This window comes from Halobacteriovorax sp. RT-2-3 (genome assembly GCF_047085075.1).
GTDB lineage: Bacteria > Bdellovibrionota > Bacteriovoracia > Bacteriovoracales > Bacteriovoracaceae > Halobacteriovorax_A.
This window is the reverse complement of sequence record NZ_JBKIYF010000003.1, coordinates 13,016-37,374: the sequence shown is the minus strand read 5'-3', so window position 1 is coordinate 37,374 and position 24,359 is coordinate 13,016. Positions and strand designations below refer to the sequence as shown.

At 36.0% G+C, this 24,359-nt stretch carries 29 protein-coding genes; 16 read left to right on the top strand and 13 right to left on the bottom strand.

Annotated features, from left to right (window positions below; genetic code table 11):
- Positions 1-23: 23 nt before the first annotated feature.
- Both ACMAYX_RS10700 and ACMAYX_RS10695 read right to left on the bottom strand, forming a co-directional pair.
- Positions 24-530: a hypothetical protein gene (locus tag ACMAYX_RS10700; protein WP_103216430.1), complete on the bottom strand. Its 507-nt coding sequence runs from the start codon at positions 528-530 to the stop codon at positions 24-26.
- A 102-nt stretch (positions 531-632) separates the two neighbouring features.
- On the bottom strand, positions 633-1,217 hold the full coding sequence (locus ACMAYX_RS10695) for a hypothetical protein (protein ID WP_412472274.1): 585 nt from the start codon (positions 1,215-1,217) through the stop codon (positions 633-635).
- Between the two features lie 142 nt (positions 1,218-1,359).
- Here ACMAYX_RS10695 and ACMAYX_RS10690 point away from each other — a divergent pair, with 142 nt between their 5' ends.
- The 5 genes from ACMAYX_RS10690 to ACMAYX_RS10670 all read left to right on the top strand — a co-directional run bounded on the left by ACMAYX_RS10690 (position 1,360) and on the right by ACMAYX_RS10670 (position 5,122).
- Positions 1,360-1,686: a winged helix-turn-helix domain-containing protein gene (locus ACMAYX_RS10690; protein ID WP_158246756.1), complete on the top strand. Its 327-nt coding sequence runs from the start codon at positions 1,360-1,362 to the stop codon at positions 1,684-1,686.
- A 150-nt stretch (positions 1,687-1,836) separates the two neighbouring features.
- Positions 1,837-2,148: a winged helix-turn-helix domain-containing protein gene (locus ACMAYX_RS10685; RefSeq protein WP_158246757.1), complete on the top strand. Its 312-nt coding sequence runs from the start codon at positions 1,837-1,839 to the stop codon at positions 2,146-2,148.
- An 85-nt stretch (positions 2,149-2,233) separates the two neighbouring features.
- On the top strand, positions 2,234-3,241 hold the full coding sequence (locus tag ACMAYX_RS10680; protein WP_103216434.1) for a putative zinc-binding metallopeptidase: 1,008 nt from the start codon (positions 2,234-2,236) through the stop codon (positions 3,239-3,241).
- Positions 3,238-4,272 carry an ATP-grasp domain-containing protein gene (locus tag ACMAYX_RS10675; protein WP_412462935.1) on the top strand — a complete coding sequence of 345 codons (1,035 nt, stop codon included), beginning with the start codon at positions 3,238-3,240 and terminating at the stop codon, positions 4,270-4,272. Before ACMAYX_RS10680 ends, ACMAYX_RS10675 begins: the two co-directional genes overlap by 4 nt.
- A gap of 7 nt (positions 4,273-4,279) precedes the next feature.
- The gene (locus tag ACMAYX_RS10670; RefSeq protein ID WP_103216436.1) at positions 4,280-5,122 is read left to right on the top strand and encodes a LysR family transcriptional regulator; all 843 of its coding nucleotides are present in this window, start codon (positions 4,280-4,282) and stop codon (positions 5,120-5,122) included.
- Here the strand turns inward: ACMAYX_RS10670 and rlmN (ACMAYX_RS10665) are convergent, their stop codons facing one another.
- Positions 5,123-6,163, bottom strand: a complete 1,041-nt coding sequence (gene rlmN, locus ACMAYX_RS10665; protein WP_412469868.1) for a 23S rRNA (adenine(2503)-C(2))-methyltransferase RlmN — start codon at positions 6,161-6,163, stop codon at positions 5,123-5,125.
- Between the two features lie 51 nt (positions 6,164-6,214).
- Between rlmN (ACMAYX_RS10665) and ACMAYX_RS10660 the strand changes: the two genes are divergently transcribed.
- Positions 6,215-6,988 (top strand): dienelactone hydrolase family protein, encoded by a 774-nt coding sequence (locus ACMAYX_RS10660; RefSeq protein ID WP_103216438.1) that lies wholly within the window; start codon positions 6,215-6,217, stop codon positions 6,986-6,988.
- Between the two features lie 51 nt (positions 6,989-7,039).
- Here the strand turns inward: ACMAYX_RS10660 and ACMAYX_RS10655 are convergent, their stop codons facing one another.
- A complete protein-coding gene (locus ACMAYX_RS10655; protein WP_412462934.1) occupies positions 7,040-8,293 on the bottom strand; it encodes a hypothetical protein in 1,254 nt (417 codons plus the stop codon).
- Positions 8,294-8,415: 122 nt separating this feature from the next.
- On the opposite strand from ACMAYX_RS10655, the gene ACMAYX_RS10650 reads away from it, so the two are divergent.
- Positions 8,416-8,793 carry a thiol-disulfide oxidoreductase DCC family protein gene (locus ACMAYX_RS10650; RefSeq protein ID WP_412469867.1) on the top strand — a complete coding sequence of 126 codons (378 nt, stop codon included), beginning with the start codon at positions 8,416-8,418 and terminating at the stop codon, positions 8,791-8,793.
- Here ACMAYX_RS10650 and rlmN (ACMAYX_RS10645) read toward each other — a convergent pair.
- A complete protein-coding gene (gene rlmN, locus ACMAYX_RS10645) occupies positions 8,773-9,771 on the bottom strand; it encodes a 23S rRNA (adenine(2503)-C(2))-methyltransferase RlmN (protein WP_412472122.1) in 999 nt (332 codons plus the stop codon). The two genes, ACMAYX_RS10650 and rlmN (ACMAYX_RS10645), sit on opposite strands and share 21 nt — an antisense overlap.
- Positions 9,772-9,815: 44 nt before the next feature.
- On the bottom strand, positions 9,816-10,175 hold the full coding sequence (locus tag ACMAYX_RS10640) for a hypothetical protein (RefSeq protein WP_392990989.1): 360 nt from the start codon (positions 10,173-10,175) through the stop codon (positions 9,816-9,818).
- A 51-nt stretch (positions 10,176-10,226) separates the two neighbouring features.
- Here ACMAYX_RS10640 and ACMAYX_RS10635 point away from each other — a divergent pair, with 51 nt between their 5' ends.
- The 3 genes from ACMAYX_RS10635 (at position 10,227) to ACMAYX_RS10625 (ending at position 13,235) form a co-directional block, all read left to right on the top strand.
- Entirely contained in the window at positions 10,227-11,099 is an 873-nt protein-coding gene (locus ACMAYX_RS10635; RefSeq protein ID WP_158246759.1) for an RsmB/NOP family class I SAM-dependent RNA methyltransferase, read from the top strand.
- A gap of 6 nt (positions 11,100-11,105) precedes the next feature.
- Entirely contained in the window at positions 11,106-11,483 is a 378-nt protein-coding gene (locus ACMAYX_RS10630; RefSeq protein WP_103216444.1) for a Kazal-type serine protease inhibitor family protein, read from the top strand.
- 159 nt (positions 11,484-11,642) lie between these two features.
- Complete coding sequence (locus tag ACMAYX_RS10625; RefSeq protein WP_412470865.1) at positions 11,643-13,235, top strand: methyl-accepting chemotaxis protein; 1,593 nt, start codon at positions 11,643-11,645, stop codon at positions 13,233-13,235.
- A gap of 7 nt (positions 13,236-13,242) precedes the next feature.
- Here the strand turns inward: ACMAYX_RS10625 and ACMAYX_RS10620 are convergent, their stop codons facing one another.
- Genes ACMAYX_RS10620 through ACMAYX_RS10605 form a run of 4 tightly spaced genes read right to left on the bottom strand, consistent with a single transcriptional unit; the run spans position 13,243 to position 16,354 of the window.
- Positions 13,243-14,043, bottom strand: a complete 801-nt coding sequence (locus ACMAYX_RS10620) for an ABC transporter permease (protein ID WP_103216446.1) — start codon at positions 14,041-14,043, stop codon at positions 13,243-13,245.
- On the bottom strand, positions 14,043-14,840 hold the full coding sequence (locus ACMAYX_RS10615; protein ID WP_103216447.1) for an ABC transporter permease: 798 nt from the start codon (positions 14,838-14,840) through the stop codon (positions 14,043-14,045). The genes ACMAYX_RS10620 and ACMAYX_RS10615 overlap by 1 nt, the downstream gene beginning before the upstream one ends.
- Positions 14,833-15,825 carry an ATP-binding cassette domain-containing protein gene (locus tag ACMAYX_RS10610; protein WP_103216448.1) on the bottom strand — a complete coding sequence of 331 codons (993 nt, stop codon included), beginning with the start codon at positions 15,823-15,825 and terminating at the stop codon, positions 14,833-14,835. The genes ACMAYX_RS10615 and ACMAYX_RS10610 overlap by 8 nt, the downstream gene beginning before the upstream one ends.
- A gap of 7 nt (positions 15,826-15,832) precedes the next feature.
- Positions 15,833-16,354, bottom strand: a complete 522-nt coding sequence (locus tag ACMAYX_RS10605) for a TrmH family RNA methyltransferase (protein ID WP_412469865.1) — start codon at positions 16,352-16,354, stop codon at positions 15,833-15,835.
- A gap of 37 nt (positions 16,355-16,391) precedes the next feature.
- On the opposite strand from ACMAYX_RS10605, the gene msrA reads away from it, so the two are divergent.
- Together msrA and ACMAYX_RS10595 are read left to right on the top strand one after the other, a co-directional pair.
- Positions 16,392-16,871, top strand: coding sequence for a peptide-methionine (S)-S-oxide reductase MsrA (gene msrA, locus ACMAYX_RS10600; protein WP_412462930.1), 480 nt, complete (start codon positions 16,392-16,394; stop codon positions 16,869-16,871).
- Positions 16,872-17,110: 239 nt separating this feature from the next.
- On the top strand, positions 17,111-17,365 hold the full coding sequence (locus ACMAYX_RS10595; RefSeq protein WP_103216451.1) for a hypothetical protein: 255 nt from the start codon (positions 17,111-17,113) through the stop codon (positions 17,363-17,365).
- A 12-nt stretch (positions 17,366-17,377) separates the two neighbouring features.
- Here the strand turns inward: ACMAYX_RS10595 and ACMAYX_RS10590 are convergent, their stop codons facing one another.
- Positions 17,378-18,334 carry a DMT family transporter gene (locus tag ACMAYX_RS10590; protein ID WP_412470863.1) on the bottom strand — a complete coding sequence of 319 codons (957 nt, stop codon included), beginning with the start codon at positions 18,332-18,334 and terminating at the stop codon, positions 17,378-17,380.
- 269 nt (positions 18,335-18,603) lie between these two features.
- Between ACMAYX_RS10590 and ACMAYX_RS10585 the strand changes: the two genes are divergently transcribed.
- The gene (locus ACMAYX_RS10585; RefSeq protein WP_412471940.1) at positions 18,604-18,858 is read left to right on the top strand and encodes a hypothetical protein; all 255 of its coding nucleotides are present in this window, start codon (positions 18,604-18,606) and stop codon (positions 18,856-18,858) included.
- 34 nt (positions 18,859-18,892) lie between these two features.
- On the opposite strand, the gene ACMAYX_RS10580 is transcribed toward ACMAYX_RS10585, so the two are convergent.
- Positions 18,893-20,896, bottom strand: coding sequence for a urocanate hydratase (locus ACMAYX_RS10580; protein WP_412471939.1), 2,004 nt, complete (start codon positions 20,894-20,896; stop codon positions 18,893-18,895).
- Positions 20,897-21,059: 163 nt separating this feature from the next.
- On the opposite strand from ACMAYX_RS10580, the gene ACMAYX_RS10575 reads away from it, so the two are divergent.
- A complete protein-coding gene (locus tag ACMAYX_RS10575; protein ID WP_103216455.1) occupies positions 21,060-21,533 on the top strand; it encodes a CarD family transcriptional regulator in 474 nt (157 codons plus the stop codon).
- A 2-nt stretch (positions 21,534-21,535) separates the two neighbouring features.
- Here the strand turns inward: ACMAYX_RS10575 and ACMAYX_RS10570 are convergent, their stop codons facing one another.
- Positions 21,536-22,411 (bottom strand): trypsin-like serine peptidase, encoded by an 876-nt coding sequence (locus ACMAYX_RS10570; protein WP_412471938.1) that lies wholly within the window; start codon positions 22,409-22,411, stop codon positions 21,536-21,538.
- 190 nt (positions 22,412-22,601) lie between these two features.
- On the opposite strand from ACMAYX_RS10570, the gene ACMAYX_RS10565 reads away from it, so the two are divergent.
- Together ACMAYX_RS10565 and ACMAYX_RS10560 are read left to right on the top strand one after the other, a co-directional pair.
- Positions 22,602-23,891 carry a hypothetical protein gene (locus ACMAYX_RS10565; RefSeq protein ID WP_412469861.1) on the top strand — a complete coding sequence of 430 codons (1,290 nt, stop codon included), beginning with the start codon at positions 22,602-22,604 and terminating at the stop codon, positions 23,889-23,891.
- Positions 23,884-24,354, top strand: a complete 471-nt coding sequence (locus ACMAYX_RS10560; RefSeq protein ID WP_103216458.1) for a hypothetical protein — start codon at positions 23,884-23,886, stop codon at positions 24,352-24,354. The genes ACMAYX_RS10565 and ACMAYX_RS10560 overlap by 8 nt, the downstream gene beginning before the upstream one ends.
- Positions 24,355-24,359 lie beyond the last annotated feature (5 nt).

Below are 24,359 nucleotides of genomic sequence, written 5' to 3'. Positions count from 1 at the left end.
AACGGGCCAACTCAATATTTGTTTTAAATATTATGATAATACTGAGAATCAACAACGTTCTGGTACATCTTTGGATCTTTCTCTTTTAAATCAGATAGAATTATCATATCTGGTGCATCGAGATCATTCGTGTGTGTATGAATCTGGTATTTAAATAGCCAATTAAATAATTTTCGATGTTCGCGGTAAACAATAAGTTCGCAAGCGATGAGAATAATCGGTGCAATTAAATATGAATTACAAAGAAAAAGCTCAAAGAATAAAATGTTAATTACTAATGGTGCAGCGATAACAGCGGTTAGTGGAACAAATAAGTTTAACAAGAACATTGTACCTAAGACAATCTCAAGTGTTTTAATCATGTAGTATAAATATCCGGTGTCTTGAAGCGAATTAATGAAAGCTAACGCTTCAGGTGTGTATTGAGATTCTGTAAGTAAGCCAAGTCCTGGAGTAACTCCTCCCAAAAGTAGGGTGGCTCCCATAAGTATTCGCGCACCTACAAATAAGAATTTTCTTTTATTCTTCATAAGACCTCCAAATATGATCACTAACGATTATATGACTGAAGGGGCAAGCAAGTATGATAGTAATGTTAAAGAAATTTCAAAGTCTCTGATGATACTTTGGCATTAGACATTTCTTATTTTACAAATAAAGTGGTTATCTTTTTCGATAATGATATTTTTAGAAAAAGGAATACGAATTCTCATGAGTGGATCAAAAACAACAAAAGTATCAATATCCATCTCATCAAAATTTATCTCAATATCTTTAAGTTCTTTTCCTAGAAAACGTTGATGATCTTCTCTATCCACACTTGTTAAAATTGCTCGATTAATTTGATCTTCAAGAAGCTTTGTATAAGATAAACCGAGAAATGGTGTATTTATTTTTAGATTTGCAATAATAGGATTTTTTGAAAATTTATCATTTCTTTGGCCACTATAAAAATTGTAACTCTGTTCACTCAATTTATTTAAGACCTTAGAACTTATTTCATCATTGTAGAGCCTGACAAGCTTGATGCCCATATACCTGGCCTGAAGAGAGATGATTTCCTCTGGTATACCAGTATGGCCAACTTCATTACCTTCTTTTGAAAGTAGAGTAATGAGAACAATATCACTTTTGCTTGTGCCTTCTTTTATTAAAAGTTTTAAGCAACTTAGTGAGCTAAGCCCACCACTCCAAAAAAGTGCCTTCTTGTTTTCCATCAAACTCTCTTATCTTTTGATTAATAATATTTAATATAAATTAATAACTGAATATTCTTTATGTGTCTTTTTTTACCTCAAAAACATGGACTTGTTCAATGGAATAAAATTCTCTCAACTACAGTTTTAGAGGAGAATGAATATGCACGCTTATGACAATGACAAGGCCACGGGTGAAAAGCAACTTAGTTTTCGAAATTTAACTCTCGATCCACAAAATCGTTTTGCTCTAGTGGATGATCGCAAAATCGAATTAACAAAGACGGAATATAAAATACTATATTTCTTATTAAGTGGCGGAAAAAGAATCTATCCGCGTGAGCAACTAGTTGAATATATTTGGGGTGATGTGGAAGTGGCAAATAAAACTGTCAATACTCACTTAACTCATCTTCGTCATAAAACAAAAGGCGTTGACTTTAGAATAAGAATTAATCGAAATAATCAAATCTGTTTGCACGATCTCTAAAGAATAAAGCGTCAAATGGCTAAAATTGTTAGCCTAAACAAACTTATTTTAATTAGTAGCGATAAGATTCGTAACTTGTTGATTTTACAGCTTGTGTAATATCTCACTTGCCCTTAAGGTAAATAAATGAGGGGGGAGGAGAAAAGAAATATGTCATTTGTTTTTCAAAATGAGTGGATCGGATTTCGTAATTTACGAATCAACACCAACACAAAGACAGTCTTTGTTGATGATGGAGAGGTTTCATTAACTAAGACAGAATTCAAAGTTTTAAATTTCTTAATTTCAAGTCAAAAGCGAATCTATACATTAGAAGAGCTAGTTCTTGGTACATGGGGCCCTGTTGTTGTTACAAACAAGACAATTAACACGCATTTATCCCATATTCGTGCAAAGATTAAAGGCGTTGATTTTAAAATAAAAATCAATCGCAACGGCCAAGTTTGTATTAACGACTTATGAACTGATAAATAATTCATAGGTCGCTAAAATCTCTTTAATTTCTTCTGGTTAGGGCTATAATCGCCACTACTTTGAAGAGATTAATATGATTAAATTGAATTTGGACCTCGCTTGTCGTGAAGACATTCTCAACGCTCAGTTGTGGGAGCTTGATATTTGCTTTGAAAAAAGTAAATTTGCTCCTTGTTTAGATCAACTTACTGGCGAGCTCTCGGCAAAGAAATTACTCGTAAAGCCAAAAGTTTGGCTAAGTGACGAGTGGTTTTGTCCAGATTCAATCTCTGGCATTGCCGTTCCTTTCACCCTCATGCATCCAAAACTAATTGAATTAGAAAAAGAATTTACAGGTGCTTGTGAGGGGGAGACTCATGACTGGTTCATGAAGCTTTTGAGACATGAATGTGGTCATGTCATGGATAATGCATATTTTCTAAAAGACGACAAACAGAGAAAATCAATCTTTGGCGATCATGAAATCGCATATCCTACTTTTTATGAACCCAAGAAGTTCTCAAAGAAGTTTGTGTACCATCTCGAAGACAACTATGCACAAGCTCATCCAGAAGAAGATTTTGCTGAAACATTTTCAGTATGGCTAACTCCACGTTCTAATTGGAAACGAGTCTATGAAAATTGGCCTGCTCTTAAAAAATTAAAGTATGTTGATAATATGATGAAGGCCTTAAGTAATAAAAAGCCAAACGTCATTTGTTATAAAGAGATTGATAGTATTGAAGAAAGTGAATTAACAGTAAGAGAGTATCTTAAGCTTAAAAGAAAGAAATTACGTAAAAGCTCTCAAGCACGTCGTAGTATACATCATATTCAAAAGTACCTTATCCATAATGAAACGACAGGAATAGAGCTAGATAAAGTAATCGGTGGTTTAAGGAGAGAGCTCGTTAGGGATATATCCTTGCTGACAAAAGAATATCAATATAAAATAGAATCTGTTGTAAATGATTTGGAAAGTATCTCAAGTTCTAAAAAGCTTATGATTCCAAATAAGTATGGCCCTCAAATCATACAAAATATTGTGTTATCGCATGCTGATAAATACTTTAGAGAGGGGCGCGACAGGATAGTCATGTGAGCCAGAAAGAAAAAAGTCATAAAAGAAAGAAAAGAGTGTTAGTTCTTGTTCATTCTGATCTCATTCCTCCAGCTGATATATCTAAAGAAGATAAGAAAAAAGACGACTTTGAATTTAAACCGTGGATTACGGAATATAATGTTATTTCAACACTAAAAGAAATAGGTCATGAAGTTAATATCGTTGGTGTCTACTCTGATCTTATGCCATTAAGAGAGGCCATTGAAGAGTTTAGGCCACACGTTGTGTTTAATCTCTTAGAGGAATTTGATGGAAAAGTACTCTTTGATCAAAACGTTGTTTCTTACCTTGAATTACTGAAAGTTAAATATACAGGGGCCAATCCACGCGGGCTCATGATAGCAAGAGATAAGGCGTTGGCCAAAAAACTTCTTTCGTACCACAGGATTAAGACACCTGGGTTTCAGGTTTTCACAAGCCGCTCAAAAGCCAAAGTTACGAAAATATCGAAGAAATTAAAGTATCCATTAATTGTAAAATGCCTCTATCAAGATGCATCTCTTGGAATTAGTTCGGCATCTATAGTTAAATCTCCTGAAAAGGCAATTGAGCGCATTATTTATCTTATGGATAAATATGAGGAAGATGTAATTATTGAAGAATTTATCGAAGGTCGTGAGTTCTTCGTTGGAGTAATGGGAGCAAAAAGACTGAAGGTTCTTCCCATCTTAGAGCTTGCTTTTAATAATATCGATAATCCACTTGCTAAGCTTTACTCTGAAAAAGCTAAATGGAGTCTTAAATATAGACAGGATAAAGGTATTGAGACTGGAAAAGCTAAGATAACAAAAGAGCTGGAAGATAAGATTATAAAAATTTGTAAAAGAACTTATAAAGTATTAGAGCTAACAGGTTATGCACGAATTGATTTGCGAGTATGTCCAGAAGGTATTCCTTATATAATTGAGGCCAACCCCAATCCAAATGTCGCAACAAAAGATGAATTTGCCATGGCCGCAAAATTAGCAGGAATGGATTATAAAAAATTAATTAATGAATTAATAAAGTAGGTATCGAATGTCTTTGAAATTAGATGACTTAAGAAATTTTCTTATTGTTTCCAAGCTTAAGAATGTCACTAGAGCTTCAGAACAACTTGGGTTAACACAACCGGCATTAAGTTATTCAATTAAAAGATTAGAAGAGGAACTTGGTGCTCCTGTTTTTATTCGACTTAAAAGCGGAATTGAACTTACTAAATTTGGTGAAGAATTTCATCATCGTGCAAATAAGCTTTTACAAGACTGGCAAGATGCTAAGAATATCTTTAATCAAGAAGGTGGAGAAATTATTGGAGAGTTCAAGGTTGGTATTCATCCTTCAGTTGCAATATATTCTCTCCCACATATTCTACCTTCGATATACGAGAAGTATCCTCGTTTAAATTTCAATTTAATTCACGATTCTTCACGCATCATTACTGGAAAAGTTATTGATTTTGAAGTTGATTTTGGAATTGTCGTTAATCCTATAAAACATCCAGACCTTATTATTAATGAGATGGGGCTCGATGAGGTTAAGCTTTTTGAGTCGAGCCGACCAAAAAGAAAAAATAATAAATTAATTTTTAATCCTCAATTAGCACAAAGTCAGGACTTACTAAGAAAGCTTAAAAATGACTCGATTGAAATCGATGGTCATGTTGAAAGCGATAACTTAGAAGTGATTGCCAAGCTCACAAATGAAGGGTTTGGTATTGGTCTTCTTCCAAGTCGTGTGGCCTCTAATTATAAGAACCTCGTTCCTGTAAATAACTCACCGATAGTTAAGGACCAAATTGCGTTAGTTTATCGAGTAGAGAAGAAGAACTCTTTGCTTGTTAAGGATATTCTTGCACTTGTTAAAGACTCGCTAATCTAATTACGATGGAAGATTAAGTTTTTCGTATTGTGTTTTCAGTTGGCCACAAGCCGCTAGAATATCATCACCCTTAGTTTCTCTAACTGTACAAGTAAGACCTGCAGCTTGAAGTGATCTTTGAAACCATTCAATATGTTCATCACTTGGGCGTTTAAACTTACTTTCAGGATACTCATTAAATGGGATGATATTAATCTTTGATTCCTTCTTCGGAAGGTTTTCTATCAACCCATCAATATCTTCTTGCGTATCATTAAGATCTTTAATTAAGAGGTACTCATACATTATACGACGAGAGTTCTTAACTGGAATTGATCTTAGTGCCTCAAGAAGATCATCAACTTGGTAGCGTTTATTAATTGGCATCAGCTCACTACGTAGATTATTTCTAATTGCATGCAAAGAGATGGCAACATTCACATCTGGTAGTTCTTCCCATTGTTTGATCTTTGGTACTAAACCTGATGTTGAAATTGTAACTTTATGCTTACTTAGTGCAATACCTAGTGGATCAGTTAATAGATAGCAAGCCTTCTTCACATTCTCGAAGTTATGAAGTGGTTCACCTTGACCCATAAAAACAATATTTGAAATCTGATATTTTGGATCGACATTCTCTTGCATCCACTTAGAGACAGTTAGGTATTGTCCTACGATTTCTGAAGTTTGCAGGTGTCTTGTGAGCCCTTGAGTTGCTGTGTGACAAAAAGTACAACCAATAGCACATCCGACTTGTGACGAAATACACAGAGTCGATCTTAGACGCTTATCATTTTCACTTTCAATAAGAACCGCTTCAATTGAGTTCTTATCACCTAAACCAAGAAGAAACTTACGTGTTCCGTCCTTCGAAAGTCCCTGCCAAAGAATTTTTAGCAGTGATAGGTCATATTCTTTTGCCTTTTCTCTAAGTACACGTGGAGCATTCTCCCAGGTGTCAGGATTAAAATTTAACTTTTTATAGACCCACTTTCCCATGATTTTTGCTTCATCATATGGGAAACTTTCTAAAGTTAAATTATATAGGCTTGTTTTTGTCATAATGCATAATTATCTGATTGCGTTGTGGCAGTCAATATTTTAGGAGGAAAAATGAGAATTTTACTGCCAATTTTTATGATGATGGGCTTTGTAAGCTGTTCATCTGTTACAACGGAGAATGTTGATTACACAGTAGGGGATAAGACTTTTAAGGGCTATATGGCCCTGACTGGAAATGAGAATGATAAGAGACCTGGAATAGTCGTTGTTCATGAATGGTGGGGACATAATGAATATGCTCGTAAGCGAGCAGATCAACTTGCTGAGCTTGGCTACAATGCTATTGCACTGGATATGTATGGAGATGGAAAACAGGCAAATCATCCTAAGGATGCAATGAAATTTGCTACTGAAGCTTTTAAGGATCCAACTCTTCTAAAGGCCAAATTTAATAAGGCCATGGAGCTTTTAAAAGAGCAGCCAAGTGTCGATGCTGAACGAATTGGAGCGATCGGTTACTGCTTTGGTGGTGCTGTGGTTCTTTTCAATGCTACCCAAGGAGCAGACTTGAAGGGAGTTGTCTCTTTTCACGGCTCGTTAGGTGGGATTAAAAAAGTCACAAAGAACTCAAAGGCAAAGCTACTTGTAATAAATGGTGCAGATGATCCGTTAGTGTCAAAAGACGATATCGCTAATTTTAAGAAGGTTATAAGAAGATCGCAGCTTCCTATGAGATTTGTGAACCTACCAGGTGCAACTCATGCCTTCACGAATCCTAAGGCGACTGAGAATGGGAAGAAATTTAATCTTCCATTGGCCTATAATGAAAAAGCAGATAAAGAGTCTTGGGAATTAATGAGAGAGTTTCTACAAAATACACTTTAAATAAAAAAGGCCGCTGATTGAGCGGCCTTTATATTTTTTTCTTTTTACTACTTATTCACAAGCTGGAATTTCTATCCAAAATCTATCAGCGTGGTATCCATCTAAAGTATAGTCTTCAAAGCTAAATTGTCTTGTTAGCTTCTCATCAATTTTGATTGTTTTCCAATTTGTTGTCACGGCGTTGTCACAATCAAGAGCGACATTTGCAAGATCAAGAGTTGAAAGGAATTTGTTCTTAAGTGGTAAGTTTACCTTACAAGCTTGGAAGCTTCCTTTTTCACCTTCTGTTGCACAAGTCGTTGCTTTTTCAGTTGCTAGAACCATTAGATTTGAATCTTTTCTAAAGATTGTAATATCTTGAGTATTTGCATCAAAAGCTGTCCCATTATTAACAAGGGCATTTTTTAGAGTCTTTTTTAGGCTGTTAATTTTATCTCCAAGCTTATGAAGATCACAAGCAGCTGGAGTATTAGCGTTAAACTTAGTTTGACATGCAAAGTTTTCAGCAACTGCAACACCATCTCTATCACTCACTTTTGTTCCAAAATCTGCATCACCTTCGATTTTACCATGAAGCATACCAGCAACTTTTCCATCAACTAGAACTGGAGAACCAGTTGAGTTCCAATCAATTGCACAATTTGAAAGGACAAAGTTCTTAGAATCTTTTGATCCGTTAATTGTTGTCAGAAGTGAATCTGTAAGTCCATTACACTCTTTCTTTGCTCTCGTGTATTTACCTTCTGATAAAGCATAGTTAATTTCAAAACCTTTTTTAAAGCTTGTAAGTTCAAAGATTTGGTTCTTTCCACCAAAGTTAATACCTTCATTAGTTGTTTCAAGAAATCCAACTTTTGACTTTTGCTTTGTTGAGATTAGAGCAATTTCAGAATATTTTTGATTTTCAATTGATGAGCAAGTATATGTGAAACCTTTAAGGTCTTTGAAAGCAACTGCCGAACAAGCTGAGTCAAGCCAGTCAGAGTACGACTGATCTTTTTGCTTGCTTGGAAGACATTTCTTTGCTGTCGCAATTAAATTTTCACCAACAAAGAAAGCTGCACATGTTTGAAGTTTTCCACGATTTAATTTACCCATAAGTAGGACTTGATCAATACATCCATTTTTTGAAAATCTGTCACAAACAAAGTTTGCATTTGAAACTTCTGAAGCAACAGCATCACCTTTTAGGCCTTGACTGTTAATAGTTGGTCCCTTGTCGTCATAAATACTTGAACGATTCCCACATGACGTAAGATTTAAAAGGGTTATGGCACTAACACCAAGAAGTAGAATTTTCTTCATAGATTGCTCTCTCGATAATAGGGTAAAAGTTGGCAAAATCTAACATACTTAATATGAACAATGTAGTTCTAACTCAGCAAATATAATTTTTACAATTTGGCAGATGGTGTAGAATGGATAGTATGAATATCATCTTCATCGACGGTAAGTGCTTAATATGTAATAGGCTCGTCAAGTTTATTTATCGAATTGACCACAAGAAAAAGGTAAAATTCTGTAATTTACAGGACCCAAAGGCCTTGAATTATCTTCAACAAGATTTTGTTAAGAATCTGTCGACAGTAGTTTTTTATCAAAATGGTAAGCTTTCTACTAAGTCGGATGCGGTCATTGCTGTGATGGATGTGCTTGGCCATGGGTATTTCAATATATTTAAGATCGTTCCCAAGGTGATAAGAAATTGGCTATATGAACTAGTTGCTAATAATCGATATCGAATTGGTGAGGAAATGGATACTTGTCCAATTCCTGATAGTGAATTAGCTAAGCGTTTCTTGTGATGTTAATTGGCCACAAGCTGCTAGAATATCATCGCCCTTAGTTGTGCGAATCATTGCATGAAACCCCAACTCCATAAGCCCAGCTTTAAACTCTTCGACTGCTGCCATCTCTGGCCTCTTATAGGGTGCACCTGGAAATTCATTAAAAGGAATTAGATTGAAAATTACAGGCATATCTTTTAATAGCCTTCCAATTTCTTCAACGTGTTTTCTCGTATGATTTAAGTCGCGAATAATTAAATATTCAAAAGTTAGAAATTGTCGCTTCATGAGCTTTATAGACTTAAGCTCTTCGATGAGGTCCGCAATAGGGTAGGCTTTATTTAATGGAATAAGCTCATTTCTTTCTTCATTAAATGGAGAGTGAAAACTTAGGGCAAAGTTAACGCTTCCTAATTCACTAAATCTTTTAATTCCTGGAAGATAGCCGGCCGTTGAAAGAGTAATTTGCCTTGGACCTAGTCCCATGCCCTCTGTGGTTTTTAGAATCTCAATGGCATCTGCAACATTATCAATATTATGAAGAGGCTCTCCTTGACCCATAAAAACAATATTAGGAGCTGCTTGGTGGCCCTCAAATTTCTCTTTGATATAGGCATATGCTTGTATGTATTGCAGAATAATTTCTTTCTTTTCTAAAGAGCGTGTTAGTCCTTGAGTTCCAGTAAAGCAGAATGAACACTTCATTGCACAACCAACTTGTGAAGAGAGGCAAAGAGTATACTTCTTTTGAAAAGGGACACAGACTGTTTCAACTGTGCGCCCATCGCTTAACTTGAATAAGAGCTTAACTGTTTTATCATCAACTGATTCTTGAATTTTGGCGATCTCAAGAAAATCAAAGCAGTACTTTTTTTCTAATAACGAATAAAGCTTTTGTGGTAATCCAGAAATTTCTTCAAAGGATTTTGCACCGTGCTTATAGATCTGAGTATAGATCGTTTGAGCATGAACTCTTGTGAATCCATGCTCTGTGATGAAGTCTTCTAGACTTGAAAGTGGAGTAGAAAAAAATGATTCTATTAGATCATCCCCATTTTCTTTGCTTGTTCCATCATTTGTTCACGCTGCTCTGGAGACATGTTTTGAATCATATCTTGCATTTTTTGTAGCTCTTCTGGTGACATTTGAGACATCATCTCTTGTGCCTTAGCGTACATATCTTGTTGATTTTCAAATTTTTGCATTGAAAAGACGATCTTTTCTGGACCGATTTCACTGTCGATCATTTTCTTTTCTCTTAATTCTTCGAGAACTTTATTAAGGCTTAAACCTTTATTATCTGCAACTTCATACATTTTTTCAGTTGGAAGTGAGACTTTCTTTTCAGGGAAGCCATTGGCACTTAAATTTTTGATAATTTGATCAATAAATTTTTCCATTTCACGATCCTTTACTTTGCTGTTTAGGCCTTATTTAGTAACATGATGCGCATGAAAAACCAAGCTGCACCAACGAAAGGCCCAGAGGGCTTTGAATATTTTTACTCACAAATGTGGGGCCAGAGATGGCCTTCATTAAAGGACTCTTTCACAAAGAAAGAGGAAAAGGCCTATCGTCGTAATATTTGGTTTGAAGGTGATTTTATTGATTCCGATGAAATCATTGCAGGAGTTTATGCTAATGGCGAAGTGAGTGAAAATCAGCAAATTAAATCCCACTATATCATGGATGCTGCTAGCGTTATCGTTGCTCGTAATCTAAATCCAACTCCGGGATCCAAAGTTCTTGATATGTGTGCGGCCCCTGGAGGTAAGAGTTTAGTTCTTTTTGAAGAAATGCAAGGAAAGGGACACCTTGTTTTAAATGAGCTTTCTCGAAATCGAAAAGAGCGCCTACGCCGTGTTATTTCAGAGTATGTGCCAGAAGAGATGAGGGATGTCATTGATATTCGCGGCTTTGATGGCAATAAGTATGGCCTAAACCTAAAAGATGAATTCGATTTTGTTCTTCTCGATGCACCATGCTCCGGAGAGCGTCATACTTTAAATGATCAAAAATATCTCAATATGTGGTCTAAGAAGAGAACTAAGAATCTTGCGGCCACTCAATACTCGCTTCTGTGTTCGGCCCTTTTGACCCTTAAAAGTGGCGGAGAAGTTCTGTATTCAACATGTTCTATATCTAGTCTTGAAAATGATGAAGTTATAGCTAAGGTTCTTAAAAAAAGAGCTGACCAAGTTGAGCTTGTTCAAGAACTAAATACTTTCGGTTTTGGAGAAAAAACTGAATATGGTACAATATTTCTACCGGATGCGAAGGGAGAAATAGGTCCTTTGTACATGTGTAAACTTCGAAAAAAGTAGGTAGATATGAAATTCTTTTTAGCGATTGTTCTAACAATTAATAGTTACGCATTTAAGTGTACAAAAGAATTTAGTCCTGTTTGTGGGAATGGGAAGACTTACTCAAATCGTTGTATGGCACAAGCATCAGGGGCCACTGAAATCTCTGACGGTGCATGTGATAATAAAGAAAATAAGACTACAAATAAAAAACAACTAAGGCCCGACGCTACTTCTCCGATGAAGCCTCATCATCCACAGGGGAAAGCACCATGTATCTGTCCGATGATTTGGATGCCAGTGTGTGGAGTTGATGGAAAGACTTACGGTAGTGCTTGCAACGCAAATTGCCAAAAAGTGCAAATAAAACATCAAGGCGCGTGCGAAAAAATTGAGTCCCACTAATTTTACTTTTGATTTTTTTTGATTTTTTTTTATTGCTTAAATTGTTAGAATTCAACATATCCAATTCTATTTATTTTTATTCTGTATAGGTTTAGTTTAAATACTAAACTTTAATTAAACTTGCCTCTGTACGATACTTCAAGTGGTTATGGAGGATAAATGAAGAATAAGAATTTTAAAGTTAAGTTAATTCTACTATGTTTCTTTTTATCAGTTGTCAGTATTGTTATAAGTACTGTTTCTTACTTCGGTGTAAGTGAATTGAGTGAGCAATCAAGCTTCTTTAACGAGAATATTATTCCTCGAAATTCATTACTAAGTGAAATGGATGTTAGTTATCAGAAAACGCGAATTCAAGTTAGAACTCTTGGGCTTGAGGACCTGGATCGAAGAAATAGAGAAAGCGCTATTTCTAACACTCTAAAGATGATTGATAATTATGAATTAGCTGCTAATAAACTAAGTCGTCTTATTTCTAATGCAGAAGAACAAAAAATATTTAATGAACTTCAAGTACAGTGGAATGACTTCAAGAAAGTTGGTGGTAGAGCAGTTGAACTTGCAAAGATTAATAACGAGAAGGCGAGATCTGAACTTCAAGAAATTTTCTTAATTCACTGTCCAGAAGCTGCTGAAAATTACCAAAGAGTTTTAGATAAATACAATGAACGACTGTCTAAAGAAGTTCTCACTTCCGCATCAGTGGTTAGTTCAACAGCTCGTAGCTTACAAATTACATTAGTCGTCGTTTCTTTAATTGGAATTATCCTTGGCTTCTCTATCGGTGTTGCTTATGCATCTAATATATCGCAAAAAATAAAGGCAACGATCACTGCTCTAACTAATACATCTCGATCACTGACAAAAAGTGCAAAGAGTATTGCATCGACATCTAATGAACTATCGCTATCTAGTGAAAGACAAGATTCATCATTACAAGAATCTTCAAGCTCTCTAGAAGAGATTAGTTCTATGGTCAGGATGACTGCTGATAATGCTAAGGTTTCAAATAATTTAGCACAGGAGAGTTTAGGCAAGGCTGCAGTCGGTAAGAAAATTGTTAAGAAAATGATTCATTCTATGAATGGTATTGATAGTGATATTGATGTGATGGTTGGTGAATTTACGGATAACAATAAGAAGATGCTTCATATCGTTGAGTTAATTAATCGCATTGAGGAAAGAACTCAAATTATTAATGATATCGTTTTTCAAACAAAGCTTTTATCTTTTAATGCTTCAGTTGAAGCTGCAAGGGCAGGAGAAGCTGGAAAAGGGTTTGCCGTAGTTGCTGAAGAAGTCGGTAAATTGGCCCAAATGAGTGGAAATGCTTCAATTGAAATCTCAGATATGGTTAGCACAAGTGTTAATGAAGTAAACTCAATTGTTGAAGAGTCTAATATGAGGCTTACTGATCTTGTTCAAAAAGTTAGAAATAGTGTGACTTCTGGCTCTGAAGTAGCAAATCAGTGTGGGCAAATTCTTGAAGAAATTGTCGATAGTGTTGAGAATGTTACTAACTCAATTACAGAAATTACTACTGCAACGTATGAGCAATCAAAGGGGATTTCTGAGTTACAAAATTCAATTTCAAATATCGATGTCTCTTCTAAGTCAAATACTGGAATTGCTAAAGGTGCATCAAATATCGCAGATCAGCTTTTAAATGAAGTTAGCTTTGTGAATCGTTCAATTGGAGAGATCGAGCTTGTCTTCTTGGGTGAAGAAAGTGAAAGAAGACAAGCTGCTTAAATATGGCCTATGAAGAAGCCGAGTCGTAGACTTGAAGTCCACGTTCCCAAAGCTTTAACAAGATAAACCAAAATACACCAGTGGCAACTACCATTAAAAGTAGGTAGTGCCACTTACTCATATCTAGTAAGAAATGAATAGGGGCCGAGCCTACAAGTAAAATTGGAACAAGAGTTGAAAAGACTCTCTTCGTTGCGGCACCATATATCAGATCCGGCCAACGCGAAAGTTGCTGCATCTGCATTCTAAAGAAGTTAATACCTACACCCTCTACCAACCAAAACATTGCACAGCTTATGACAAACTCGACAACTGCCAGTAGGGCCAAAGATAGGATTAACAGCAGAGGAACTAATAACCACTGAAAAAGAGAGAAATTGTTTATGTTTGCATAATAACTAAATACTACAATTGCAGGAATTAAAGTCGGAATTGAGGAAGGCCTTACATTCCTAAAGAAGACACTAAAGATAGAACTTAGTGGCCTTAAGATTGTGTAGTCTAGCTGACCTGATTTTAAATCATCGCTAAAGCGCCAAAAATTCTGACTCAAAATAATCATGTGGAAGCCATCAACTAATAAGACATATGAGAGAAAGAGCATGAATTGGTTTCGATTCCAACCCATGACCATATCCACGTGATCAAAAATAAAATCAACAGTGAAGTAAGCCGAACCAAAGAACATAAGATCCATCATAACCATAAGAACAAAGCTCGTACGAAAGCTCATGGCCACGGCAGTACTTGTAGAGATAAATTTCTTATATACTGAAAGATAGTGTTTAATTTCCGAACTAAAACTCATTACATCCCCGCCGCTGTGTAAAGTTTAATCCCACGACGCCACGTTAATGCACTGATAACACTAACAAGGATTAGCCATGGAGATAGGACACTAAAAAAAGTTGCATAGCTTACGGCCTCTCCCATGAAAACCTTAATTGGATAGTAAGTTAGATAGGGAAATGGTGTATACATAAGGATTTCTCTAAAGAAGTCCGGATATAGTTCTAGCGGAATAATTGCACCTGATAAGAAAACTGTGATCATCTGAAGCATAACTCTCAATATCCATGTTTCTTCTAACCAAAATGCCATAACACCCGTTAAGTATTGTAGCGAGAACCAAAAGAGGCTTACAAAAAGACAAACCCCAACACCATTTAGAAGTGTCGGTAAGTCGACACTTGGTAAAATACCAATTATCGAAAACAAGAATATTGCAAAACCTGTTACAAATAATTGAATAATTTGAAAGCCAATAAATGAAGCGGTATGAAACTCCCAAAAATTAAAAGGGTAGATTAGATATGTTGAAATCCTTCCCATTCGAATATCAAGGGCCAAGTTAAGTGCAGTATGACCTTGGGCAAGTTGTGAAACCACAAAGGCCCAGACGTGGTACGTAAGCATCGCCTTAAGCGTATAGCCCTTAATTGTATCACTTCCTGTACTTTCAAAAATTGCCGTCCACAAGTTGTATTTGATAAAGAGAAACACCAGTGCCGGTCCAATTATTTGGAGGAAGAAATTTAGGCGGTATGCCGTGTACTTTACAATGGAGATCTTAATGGTTTGCCACCATTTTATAAGATTAGACATTACTTAGAATCTCCGGATTCTCCATGATCTTCTTCATAACTTTCTCAATTGGAAGTTTTTCCGTATGAAAATCAACAACTGGATATTTTGATAGAATTGCCGCAGAAATCTCTGAAAGCTCTTCCTTATCAACTCTTAACTCTACACTTGAAGCATTATCTAAGAAGTCGCAATCAAGCTTTGACCAGAACTCTTCTTTTGTATCAATGGCCCTATCAAAGCTGAAGTATACTGATTTCTTATCTCCAAGGATCTTTTCAAGATTCTGAAGTGGGCCATCATATGCTTTTTGACCTTTTGAGATTAGAACGAGGTCTTTGCAAAGCGCCTGAACATCGGCCATGTAGTGTGATGTTAGAATAATCGATAGCTCATTTTTTGCGTGATATTCTTTTAAGAAATTTCTCATATTCTCTTGTGCTACTAAATCTAGTCCAATCGTTGGCTCATCTAAGAATAATACTTCTGGTTCATGGAGTAGAGATGCCATTAACTCAAGCTTCATTCTTTCCCCAAGAGAAAGCTTTCTTACGTGAATATGAAATAATTCTGTTACATCTAAAAGTTCACCCATGTAACCAAGCTTCTTTTTGAATTGGTCATCTGGGATTTCATAATACTTTTGAAGTAATTGAAAAGAGTCCATGGCCGGAATGTCCCACCAAAGTTGAGACTTTTGCCCCATAACTAGAGCTATCTTCTTTCTGAATTCTTTGTCACGTTGCCAAGGTTTGTAGCCTGCAATTGTAACTTCTCCGCTTGAGGGAACAATAATTCCCGTAAGCATTTTCATAAGTGTTGTTTTTCCTGCTCCGTTAGGACCAAGTAAGCCTTTAATTTCACCTTTTTCAACTTTGAAGCTAAAGTCGTTAACGGCATATTTTGTTATAGGGTTACGATTAAAGAACGATTTAATACTTCCTTTAAATCCTTCTTCTTTTTTATAACTAGTAAATTTCTTTGTGAGGTTATTTGTTTCAATCATTTTTACTTTACTCGCTAGCGTGTTGGTTAGTGTATTCGTACATGACAATACTTGCAGCAATAGAGACGTTTAAAGATTCTGTCATTCCATATTGCTTGATCTTTAGTCTTTCAATTCCAGGCATTTCTTTTAGTGGACCAAATTCTTCATGGCCAAAGATAAAGGCAGACTTCTTAGGAAGTTCACTTTCATTTAAAAATGTCTGTGCATTTGAATCGAGAGTAAGAGGAGTGTAGCCAAGTTCATTAATTCGCTCAATCGAATCTTCAATATTATCATAGAAGAATGTCTTTACTCTTTTGAGTGCACCTTTGGCAATGGTTACATCGAAGAACTTTGTTCCAACAATGTGAACTTCGTGAACACTATAGATCTCACATGACCTGAGTATCTTTCCAATATTAAAGCCACCCTTTAGATGATCTAAAATAATGATGATCTCATGTTGTCCGTGAACGGCCTTTTCTTTTGCTATTTCTAGTTCTTTTTCAAATTTCTTTTCTAAGAATTTTCTTGTTTTCTTGCTCATATGTCGGTTAAATTACGAAATAAATCGGAGGTTTGCAATGAACAATATCGAAGTCGCAGTTTTTGGAGCAGGGTGTTTTTGGGGTGTCGAAGAAACCTTTAGAAAGCTTGCGGGAGTCATTGAAACTGAAGTTGGCTACGCAGGTGGAAAAAGCGACCAAACGACTTATGAAGAAGTCTGTACTGATACAACTGGTCACGCTGAAGTAGTTAAAATTACTTATGATCCATCAATAATAAAGTTTGAAAACCTATTAGATATCTTCTTTAATAACCATAATCCAACTACTTTAAATCGCCAAGGCGTTGATGTTGGATCTCAATATCGTAGTGTGATTTTTTATAGTAACGAAGCACAAAAAGAAGCTGGAGCAAAAGCCATTAAAGAGCTTGAAGAAAGTGGTTGCTTTAAAAATCCAATTGTTACTAAACTCGAATTGTTGAATAATTATGTCGTTGCCGAAGAGTACCACCAAAAGTACTTGAAAAAGAAAGGACTTACGAGTTGTTCGCTATAAATTTACGTGAATTTATAAGTCTATGTTTTTATTGAAGCTGGCATATTACTATGGCACTTTTAAATTACCTAATTCAATAAAATCACTACGATTGACCTCTTTGTTCATATTTTAACTATCTGAAATTAGATCAAATTATTTTTCTCGTTAGAGTTTAGCGAAACCTTTGCATAATAGCTAAATAGCCAAAAGGGTTCCAGAGAGGGTTGCCCCTTGGTTAAATGACGAGGAGAACACAAATGAATATTGAAAACTTTAGAGAGACGTTTATTGCCCATGCAAGAGATGAGATTAAATCAATCGTTTCTCAATCGAAAATTAAAGGCGAGTTTAATTGTAATGTCTTTAATGAAAAATTAGAAATCATTTGGTCAGAGGCACAAATCAATGGCCTCACAGAGGACGAGTTCGCAACTATCGTTGAAGAAGTAATCCCAACTCAAATAGATAACGTTATTTTTCCATTTTCAAACGATATACCATTAGCGGCTTAAGGTCGTTATTACTTATGCTCGGGTATCGTTGACAACAGACGATGCCCCGGTATTTTCTAATAATTCTTCAGATTCACTTTCATCTTTTCTAATATTAGTAAATTTTGGCACAAGTGCGACAGATATAACAATAACCACCGATCCAGCAATCGCTGTAGGATCTAGCGTTTCCCCAAATAAAATATAACCAAATAAAGCTGCAAAGATTGATTCACTTAAGAAGACTAACCCTACAATGTGAGCAGGGATACTTCTTTGGGCCGTTATTTGCAGCGAGAATGCAATCAAAGAAGAAAAGATCGAAAGTATTAAGAATCCCCATAGTGGTGATGGGAAGTTAAATGGTGAGTTTGTATAAAGAACAGATAAGCTAGTCGGCCCTTCATAGATCAGAGCAAATATTAGGCCCATAAGTCCCATAAAAATACACTGCAGAAAATTGAAGCGAACAGCTTCAACATCATTAGCGTAGCGATCTGTAGCAATAATATGAAGAGAGAAGAAGACTGCCGAAGCAATAACAAAAATATCTCCCATATTAAAATTACTAAAGTCCATTCCGTTCATCATCATAATTCCAAGCATAGAAGTTGATAGTAGAAGCCAGAATGTTTTACGAACTCTTTGACCAAGAAAGAGAACGGAGATAATCGGCGTAATAATAGCGTAGAAAACAGTAAAGAAGCCGGCCTTTGCCATTGTTGTCATGGCAATACCAACAGTTTGGAGCTGAAGGGCCATCATAAGAAGTGCAGAGCAAATTAGACCACCCATAACTTCTTTTTTATTACCCGCTAGTTTTTTGAAATCATTTCTAAAAAATAAAATCACAAAGGCAAATGAACCAGCAAAGATATAGCGTAGTGAATTTGACCAAACAGGAGAATAGTCAGTTAGTGTAAATCGAGTTCCAGCAAAGCCAAGACCCCAGATTGCACAAGCAATACTTAATAAAATGATACCTTTCATGGCCTCAATATAGTTCGCTTTTAAAAAGAACACAATGAAGAGTTTCGACAGATGGACGAGTTCATTAGTTTTTATTTATTGCCAAGGAAAGCTGACAATAATTCACGATAATATCATGTATTTTTATTCATCTGAGTTAATTTAAGTCATTGAATTTATTGAATTGCATGAATTAATTCTTAGAAATTCAAAATTGCTGCAAAATGGATGAGTAGTAATAAAGTACACGTTACTTTTCTTTGTTACTTACCTTTACGGGGGACGTTCGAATGCAAAAAGACAATTTTAAACAAACTTTTTTAAATGAAACAAGAAATGAGGTGCAAGGGATTTATTTAGAAACAACATCAGACGGAGATTTCAATGCAGACCTTTTTTCTGAAAAACTATCGCCAATTTGGGCAGCGGCTTCATTAAATGGCCTAGACGAATTTGAATTTATATCCTTGGTCGAGGATATTATTAATAAAGATGCCCAGGAAATTTACTACCCCTTTAGTTTAAACTACAAAACTGCGGCATAAGAGTAAGCTCCCATAGTGGGAGCTTTTCTTTTTCTTATAATAAAGAATCATCAACTAAATTTGGAATTGTAACTTTTAAAAGAGGCTCTTTTTCCATAGCTCTCTTAATTGCAAAAGTCGCTCCTTCATTACGGGCCCAACTTCTACGATTAATCCCATTGTTTACATCCCAAAAAAGCATCGACTTGATTCGACGATCGCAATCTTCACTACCATCTAGAACCATTCCAAAACCACCATTGATTACTTCTCCCCATCCGACACCTCCGCCGTTGTGAAGAGAAATCCAAGTAGCTCCTCTAAATGAGTCACCAACAAAGTTTTGTACGGCCATATCTGCTGTAAAACGTGAGCCGTCGTAGATATTAGAAGTTTCTCTAAAAGGAGAGTCTGTTCCTGAAACATCGTGGTGGTCACGACCTAGAACAACTGGTGCTTTTAGTTTTCCTTCGCGAAGTGCTTTGTTGAAAGCAAGAGCGATTTCAATTCTTCCATCACTATCAGCATAAAGAATACGTGCTTTTGAGCCAACAACTAGGTCGTTCTCTTTTGCACCTTTAATCCACGTGATATTGTCTTGCATCTGTTGCGTGATTTCACTTGGAGACTCTTGCATTAGTTTTTCTAGAACTTGTGTTGCCAGTTCATCTGTTAGATCAAGATCTTCTTGTGTGCTTGATGTACAAACCCATCTAAATGGTCCAAAGCCGTAATCAAAGCACATTGGCCCCATAATATCTTGAACATATGAAGGATACTTGAAGTCTTCAGTGCTTCCTTCTTTCATAATATCAGCACCTGCGCGAGATGCTTCTAGTAAGAATGCATTTCCATAATCGAAGAAGTACATTCCTTTATCCGCAAGTTTGTTAACAGCGTTTACGTGTCTCACTAAACTTTTTTGAACTTCTTTCTTAAATTGTTCAGGGTTACTTGCCATCATCTCATTTGATTCTTCAAATGAAAGATCCGCTGGGTAGTAACCACCGGCCCATGGATTGTGAAGAGAAGTTTGGTCAGAACCAATGTCAATATGCAGATCACTTTCTGCAATCTTCTCCCATAGGTTAATAATATTACCTTGGTAAGCAAGAGAGACAGCTTCTTTATTTTCTTGAGCTTTCTTAATGCGAGCAATGATTTCGTCTAGGTCAGTGAAAACTTCATCAACCCATCCTTGCTCATGTCTTGTTTTAACTGCTTTTGGATTTACTTCAGCAACGACACCAATACAACCTGCAATAACCGCAGCTTTTGGTTGTGCTCCCGACATTCCACCAAGTCCTGCTGTAACAAAAACTTTTCCGGCCGTTTCAGTAATAGCTTCTTTGGAAATTTTTCTTAGAGCATTGAGTACTGTAATTGTTGTTCCGTGAACAATTCCTTGTGGCCCAATATACATGAATGACCCAGCAGTCATTTGTCCGTATTGAGTTACTCCTAATGCATTAAACTTTTCCCAGTCATCTGGCTTAGAGTAATTAGGAATCATCATCCCGTTTGTGACAACAACTCTTGGTGCATCTTTGTGCGATGGAAATAATCCTGCTGGATGACCAGAGTAGAGAACAAGCGTTTGTTCATCAGTCATTGTTGCAAGGTATTGCATCGTTAATAGATATTGCGCCCAGTTTGAAAAAACGCCGCCGTTTCCACCATAAGTAATTAACTCGTGCGGGTGTTGAGCAACAGCGTAATCAAGGTTATTTGAAAGCATCAGCATAATGGCCGCTGCTTGTTTTGACTTATGTGGATATTCTTCAATTGAGCGTGCGTGAATTTTATAATCAGGGCGGTATCGATACATATAGATACGGCCGTATTTTTCTAATTCTTCTTTAAATTCTGGAAGTAGTTCAGCATGAAGCTCACTTGGAAAATAGCGAAGTGCATTTCTTAACGCTAGCTTTTCTTCTTCTTGAGATAGAATTTGTTTACGTTTTGGAGCGTGGTTAATATCCTCTTCATATTTCTTATATTTTGGTAAAGTCTTAGGAATACCCTCTAATATAGCTTCTTTAAAACTATTAGTACTCATTCTTAAATCCCCTTAAAATAAAGTATTTTAGAAGGTTTATACCACCAATGTAATGAAGTAAAAAGGATTGAGCGTCAATTGACGCTGCTTATTAACGAATAGATTGCCTTCAAGAAATTCTAACTTACTTGTGCTATAATACATATCTAACGAAAGGGGATTTATGCCAAAATTAGAAATAGGACAAGAGGTAGTATCGATTAACTTTGGAGTTGGCGTAATTACTGAAATCAAGGATATGAGCGGTTCAGAATTTTATATTATTGAATCATCTCAAGGTCGTTCAACAACAATGATTCCAACTGTTAAGAAGGATGCGTTTAGACCATTGAGTAGTCCAACAGAATTAGAAGAAACTCTCGATAAGCTTTCGCAAGACAGAGAGATTAGGCAGTTTGATTCTAAAAAGGATCGAATTAATTTCTTTAAATCAAATATTCAAAAGCAAGATATTGAAACGTTCATTGATAATATCCAACAATTACTTCAGATAACGGACAAAGGCTCGGCCGAATCAAAGTATTTAGAAATGCTTTTAGAGAATTTAACTGTGGAAGTTGGGGCAGTCTTTAACGAAGATATCAACCAAGCAAAAGAACGAGTGAACTCTTGCTTGGATGGTAAATTTAGTTTTTAAAATTAGTCTTGAACTGGATCTCTTAAGAATAGAATTCTTGTGATTCTGAAAACGTCTTCTCCACCGCAACCGTTCATGTGACAGTTGTTTGCTTCGTAGCACTGTTTTCTTGGATTATAGTTATAATCTTGATCACCACGAACAAGGATTCCTTCAACAAGACCTGTCTTTTCATTGAATACTGCTGAACCAGAGTTTCCAGAAAAAGTATCTAGGTTAGTTGAAAAGCTAAACCATTCATTTGCCTTGCGAACAAATGCACCATCAGCAACTTTTGATGGTAGACCAGAAGGGTGACCGATAACATATACTTGTTCACCTTTTTGGATTTCATCTCTTTTACGATAATCAAGAGGCTTGCGATCAGTTACTTCACGATTAAGTTCGATAACAGCAAAGTCTTCACCACTTGTGCGTCCAAGTCTTTGAGCAACAATTCTCTTACAGCTATAAACATTTTTTTCTAGAATTGTTCTAGCATCATCTTTTGGAGATTTTTTTGAATAATCAAATACCCAAAAGTTATCATAACAGTCTGCTTTTGAAGTCATACAGTGACCAGCAGTTACAACATACTGCTTATTATCTTTTTCTACTAGAAAGCCTGAACAGTCAGCAACATCAACTTGCTTATTAAATCTCTCACCATCACATAATTCAATTTTTGAATCATCAGCAAGGTAAGTGTTTTCAGTCTTTTTTGTTAATTTAGACTTAGGGATCATCGCTAAAGTAGACATTTGAGCATCTAATTTGTTTTGATCCGTTACTTCGAATTGATCAAGGCGATTATCTTCACCGTAAACAACTTTATCAATGGCCATCGTTGAAAAGTTAACAGTAAAAACAGCAGCTAGCAGGGCAAGTGAAAAGTTCATTTATTTATCCTTATTATGTGAGTGGCGCATTAAATCAATGACACATTAAAAAGTACAGAAAAGGGCCCTCAATAAAAAATTACAAATCCTTACATTATATGTAAATTATTTATGCTTGCTTATAACTATCTAAAATTACGTCTAAAGTTCAATGGACGAGAAGCCGATAAGTCCTTGAGATGAGAGACTTATGAAGAAAAATACAATTTTAATTTTTATATTTTTAGCTACCTTAAATACATCATGTCAGTTAACTAGTGGTGATTTTTTAAGTGGAAAGGCGCAGGGAATGGCAAAGAGAGTCTCACGTGAAAGTGATATCCTTGATGTTGTAGACGATGTCGTGCGTGAAGAAGAAGGCCAGGGTGTTAATGAAGACCTACGTGGCCTCACTGATAATTATACAAACTTTCCAACTTCTTACGATATTACAGATTACATCAATGGCAATGTCAGTGCACTAGGAACACAGTGTGCAATGACTGATCATGAGCGAGAGTGGTCATTTGTTAGAAGTGTTGGAACAGGATCTATTGGAGCACGTAAAGTCTTGGCAACGATTTATCAGTCATGTGAGCCAATTGATACAGTTATTGATTCGCGCACTCCTAGCTTAAGTGGTGTTTCAACTCAAGAAGCGACTTTCAGCGATGGAACAGATTTTAAGCAAAGAGTTGTTCATGATGTAGGAGCAATGGTTCGTTCTCATGAGGTTTTAAGAAAACTTGATGAAGACTCAGGCTATCCTGGTGAGGGTTGTATTGATGCAACTAAGGTTCCACCTGTTTACGGTTATGGCTCACGTAAAGGACTGCGCAGTAATGAGATTAACCTGTTCACTCGAGGCCAAGGGGTATCAAGAGAAGGTGCTAGGGCATCAGGAATTGATTGTTCAGAATTCATCTCAGCAGCATATGCAGCAGAGGGGCTTAAGTTTACTAGTAACGATAGAGACTATCGTTCACTAACGACAACTTCTTTGCATGATACTGTTAGAAGTAAGAACTCATGTATTAAGCCGGTTAAGTTTAAATTACCATATTCAATTCGATCAGGTGATATCATTAATGTGAAGGGGAGCCACGTAATTATGGTTGATACGATTGGGGAAGACCCTCTGGCCATTAGAAAGTTTTCTGAACTCGGTCGATGTGATGATATTACAATCAGTGACTTTAATTTCACTTATATTCATAGTGGGGCCTTAAAGAATTATGGCCCGGCAAGAGTTGATGCAAGAACTCATGCAACTCATCGTTCGACTATGTTTGCTAATTTAAGAGCACAAGCAGTTGCATCATGTAAGGCGATTTTATCTGAACAAGAATATTCAAATGAGATGATGTCTGGACGTTTTAGTATTTTAAGACATAATTCTGAAGACGCTGCATGCTACTATGATGAACCGGCAAAACTTAAAGGTGAGAGCTGTATTAATCAGTGTCTTCAAGACAAATTAAAAGAGGCAAAAAATGTTTAGGTTATTATTTGCTACATTTATATTAGCTCAATTTGCTTTTGCTAACGATATTTGTCCATCTAATAAGGATGTTAAAAAGGTCGCAGCGCAATTAGTAGAGATTGAGATGAGCGGTATCAGGTTAATAGATGGTGCTAAAGATGATTGTCTGAAATCAAAGTATCAAAAATATTATCGTTTCAATAAAGACCCTGATTACGATGCGCCAAAATCATTACAATATTTGGCCACGTCAGAAAAAGCAATAAAGATTTCAGATGTGAAGCTTATTGATAAAGATGTTCATGCATATGAAGCAAATTACTCTGTTAATGTAGAAGATTTAAAAGGGAAGAAGAGTGTCGTGAAAGATAGCATTCGTTTCTACATTAATGTCTCAAAAAGAGCACAGCAAGGTGATGGTTGTGCGTCAGTCATAGAGCCTGCAAAGAAATTAATTTTATTAAAATCATGTAAGAAATAAAAAAG